This window comes from Pseudomonas sp. RW10S2 (assembly GCF_014268985.1).
Taxonomy (GTDB): Bacteria; Pseudomonadota; Gammaproteobacteria; order Pseudomonadales; family Pseudomonadaceae; genus Aquipseudomonas; species Aquipseudomonas wayambapalatensis.
Genome location: NZ_JABWRO010000210.1, coordinates 1 through 3,886, shown reverse-complemented (window position 1 = coordinate 3,886; position 3,886 = coordinate 1). Strand labels below are relative to the sequence as shown.

3 protein-coding genes are annotated in these 3,886 nt (G+C 65.1%); all 3 read left to right on the top strand.

Translation table 11 applies throughout. The features are described from left to right. The first annotated feature begins 106 nt into the window (after positions 1 to 106). The 3 genes from HU729_RS25140 (at position 107) to ydcS (ending at position 3,836) form a co-directional block, all read left to right on the top strand. A complete protein-coding gene (locus HU729_RS25140) occupies positions 107 to 1,018 on the top strand; it encodes a LysR family transcriptional regulator (protein ID WP_153774130.1) in 912 nt (303 codons plus the stop codon). 131 nt (positions 1,019 to 1,149) lie between these two features. Further along, on the top strand, positions 1,150 to 2,607 hold the full coding sequence (locus HU729_RS25135) for a gamma-aminobutyraldehyde dehydrogenase (protein WP_238348447.1): 1,458 nt from the start codon (positions 1,150 to 1,152) through the stop codon (positions 2,605 to 2,607). Between the two features lie 83 nt (positions 2,608 to 2,690). Beyond that, complete coding sequence (gene ydcS / locus HU729_RS25130; RefSeq protein WP_186711884.1) at positions 2,691 to 3,836, top strand: putative ABC transporter substrate-binding protein YdcS; 1,146 nt, start codon at positions 2,691 to 2,693, stop codon at positions 3,834 to 3,836. The last annotated feature ends 50 nt before the right edge of the window (positions 3,837 to 3,886 follow it).

Below are 3,886 nucleotides of genomic sequence, written 5' to 3'. Positions count from 1 at the left end.
CCCGAGAAAAGGCAAACACCGCCCTCAACCCCGTTCGATAAAAAAGAACGCTTACCCACCCCTTCGATAAACCATACTGCGGAAAAAACAACAGGTGTTTTTCCGCATGATGACCCTGCGCCAGATCCGCCACTTCATCGCCGTTGCCGAAACCGGCTCGATCTCCGCCGCCGCGCAGGCGGTGTTCATCTCCCAGTCGACCCTCACCCAGGCGATCCAGCAACTGGAAGACGAAATCGGCGTGACCCTGTTCACCCGCCACGCCAAAGGCATGAGCCTGACCCACCAGGGGCACCAGTTCCTGCGCCAGGCGCACCTGATCCTGGCCACTGTGGAAAACGCCAAGCGCAGCCTGCAGCAGAGCACCGACCAGGTCGATGGCCTGCTCACCATCGGCGTCACCAGCCTGGTCGCCGGCTATTACCTGGCCGACCTGATCACCCGCTTCCAGCACGCCTACCCCAACGTACAAACCCGCGTGGTGGAGGACGAACGCCCCTACATCGAGCACCTGTTGGTGGCCGGCGAGATCGATGTCGGCGTGCTGATCCTGTCCAACCTCGAAGATCGCCACGCCCTGCAGACCGAAGTGCTCACCCACTCTCCGCACCGCCTGTGGCTGCCGCCACGCCATCCGCTGCTCGAACGCGACAGCATCAGCCTGGCCGATGTGGCAGGTGAGCCGCTGATCCAGCTCAACGCCGATGAAATGGGCCTGCACACCCAGCGCATCTGGAGTCGTGCGGGGCTTACGCCCAAGGTCACCTTGCGCACCGCGTCGGTGGAGGCGGTGCGCAGCCTGGTGGCGGCGGGGCTCGGGCTGTCGATCCAGGCCGACATGACCTACCGCCCCTGGTCGCTCGAAGGCGACATCATCGAAGCCCGCCCGCTGGCCGACCTCAACGAGACCCTCGACGTGGGCCTGGCCTGGCGCCGGGGCACGGCGCGCACGCCGCTGGTGGACCCGTTCCTGACATTGGCCAGGGGGCAGGGCAGCCAGCGCAAGGTATCGATTTAACCGAACGAGACTTTCAATATTTAGAATTTGTGAAGCTGGCTGTCGGGCCCTAGTCTCGTTTCAAGTGGACGCGCCCGACCCACCGCGGAGGCGCCATGCACGACGACACGAAAAAAAGAAGAAGTCCGAAAATGCCCACCAGTCTTCCGCTGTACAGCGCGCAGTTGATCGATGGCCACCTGGTTGCCGGGGAAGGGCTGGTCGAGCCCATCGTCAACCCAGCGACCGGCGAGTTGCTGCTGAATGTCGGCGAGGCTTCCCTCGAACAGCTTGAGCGCGCAGTACAGGCGGCCCAGCGCGCTTTTGCCGGCTGGTCGCGCACCACCCCTGCGCAACGCGCCACGGCCTTGCTGGCCATCGCCGACGCCATCGACGCCAATGCCGACCTGCTTGCCCGTCTCGAGGCACTGAACTGCGGCAAGCCCCTGCACCTGGCGCGCCAGGACGATATTCCCGCCACTGCCGATGTGTTCCGCTTCTTTGCCGGTGCCGTGCGCTGCCAGCAGGGCCAACTCACTGGCGAGTACGTCGCCGGGCACACCAGCATGGTGCGCCGCGACCCGGTGGGTGTCGTCGCATCGATTGCGCCGTGGAACTACCCACTCATGATGGCCGCCTGGAAGATCGCCCCGGCCCTGGCCGCAGGCAACACCTTGGTGTTCAAACCCTCCGAACACACGCCGCTGTCGATCCTGGCGCTGGCGCCGCTGCTGGCCGATATCCTGCCGGCGGGCGTGCTGAACATCGTCTGCGGTGGCGGCGAGGCGGTCGGCAGCCATCTGGTCGGCCACCCCAAGGTGCGCATGGTGTCGCTGACCGGCGATATCGTCACCGGCCAGAAGATCCTGCAGGCCGCTTCACGCACGCTCAAGCGCACCCATCTGGAACTCGGCGGCAAGGCTCCGGTGATCGTCTGCGACGATGCCGACCTGGAGGCCGTGGTGCAGGGCATTCGCACCCATGGTTACTACAACGCCGGGCAAGACTGCACCGCCGCCTGCCGCATCTATGCCCAGGCCGGCATCCACGACCGGCTGGTGGCTGCGCTGGGCGATGCGGTGGGCAATATCCGCTTTGCCCGCAAGAAAGACGTCGACAACGAGATCGGCCCGCTGATCAGCGCCCGCCAGCGCGACCGCGTGGCCAGCTTCGTCGAGCGCGCCCTGGGCCAGCCGCACATCGAACGGGTGACCGGTGCCGCCGTGCATTCGGGCCCCGGCTTCTACTACCAGCCGACGCTGCTCGCCGGCTGCCGCCAGCAGGACGAAATCGTCCAGCGCGAAGTGTTCGGGCCGGTGGTCACAGTGACCCGCTTCGAACAGTTGTCCCAGGCGCTGGACTGGGCCAACGACTCCGAGTATGGCCTGGCCTCTTCGGTGTGGACGCAGAACCTCGACAAGGCCTTCCAGATCGCCAACCGCCTGCAATACGGCTGCACCTGGATCAACACCCATTTCATGCTGGCCAGCGAGATGCCCCATGGCGGGCTCAAGCGCTCCGGCTATGGCAAGGACCTGTCCAGCGACTCGCTGCAGGACTACAGCGTGGTGCGCCACATCATGGCGCGTCACGGCGAGCTGCTCGACTGACACAAGAATCCGCTGGCGCCGCCAGGGACGTTGTTCGCTTGATACTGCCCCGACAATAGAAAGAACAATTTGGGAGATGAACGATGTACAAGACAGCGTTGCTCAGCGGGCTCGCCACCGCGCTCCTGGCCAGTGGCAGCCTCCAGGCCGCCGAAGCCCTGAAGGAAGTCGGCAAGGGCGAGGGCCAGCTCGATATCGTCGCCTGGCCGGGTTATATCGAACGTGGCGAGTCGGACAAGGCCTATGACTGGGTCAGCAAGTTCGAGCAAGACACAGGCTGCAAGGTCAACGTCAAGACCGCTGCCACCTCCGACGAGATGGTCAGCCTGATGGCCAAGGGTGGCTACGACCTGGTCACCGCGTCGGGGGATGCCTCGCTGCGATTGATCTACGGCAAGCGTGTACAGCCGATCGATCCGAAGCTGATCCCCAACTGGAAGAACCTCGACCCGCGCCTGCACGACGCGCCGTGGTACACCGTCGATGGCAAGACCTACGGCACCCCCTACCAGTGGGGTCCGAACCTGCTGATGTACAGCACCAAGGTGTTCCCTACCGCACCAGATAGCTGGAAAGCCGTATTCGAGGCCGAGAACCTGCCCGACGGCAAGCCGAACAAGGGCCGTGTGCAGGCCTACGACGGCCCGATCTACATCGCCGACGCCGCGCTCTACCTCAAGGCGACCCAGCCGGCGCTGGGCATCAGCGATCCGTACCAGCTCGACGAGAAGCAGTACGCCGCCGTGCTCGACCTGCTGCGCAAGCAACACGCCTTGATTCACCGCTACTGGCACGACACCACGGTGCAGATGAGCGACTTCAAGAATGAAGGCGTCGCCGCCTCCAGCGCCTGGCCGTACCAGGCCAACGCGCTCAAGGCCGAGGGCCAGCCGATCGCCACGGTGTTCCCGAAGGAGGGCGTCACCGGGTGGGCCGACACCACCATGCTGCATGTCGATGCCAAGCACCCCAACTGCGCCTACAAGTGGATGGACTGGTCGCTGCAGGCCAAGGTGCAGGGCGATGTGGCGGCCTGGTTCGGCTCGTTGCCGGCGGTGCCGCAGGGCTGCAAGGCCAGCGAGTTGCTCGGCGCCGAGGGTTGCAAGACCAATGGCTTCGACCAGTTCGACAGGATCGCCTTCTGGAAGACCCCGCAGGCCGAGGGTGGCAAGTTCGTGCCCTATAGCCGCTGGACCCAGGACTACATCGCGATCATGGGCGGGCGCTAGGCCTGGCGTTTGCCTGGGCCGGCCTCATCGCGGGGCAAGCCCGCTCCCAC

What these genes read in the sequence shown, in the direction of transcription:
- HU729_RS25140 (WP_153774130.1), top strand. Translation starts at nt 107, where the DNA reads ATGATGACCCTGCGCCAGATCCGCCACTTCATCGCCGTTGCCGAAACC.
- ydcS (WP_186711884.1), top strand. Translation starts at nt 2,691, where the DNA reads ATGTACAAGACAGCGTTGCTCAGCGGGCTCGCCACCGCGCTCCTGGCC.
- HU729_RS25135 (WP_238348447.1), top strand. Translation starts at nt 1,150, where the DNA reads ATGCCCACCAGTCTTCCGCTGTACAGCGCGCAGTTGATCGATGGCCAC.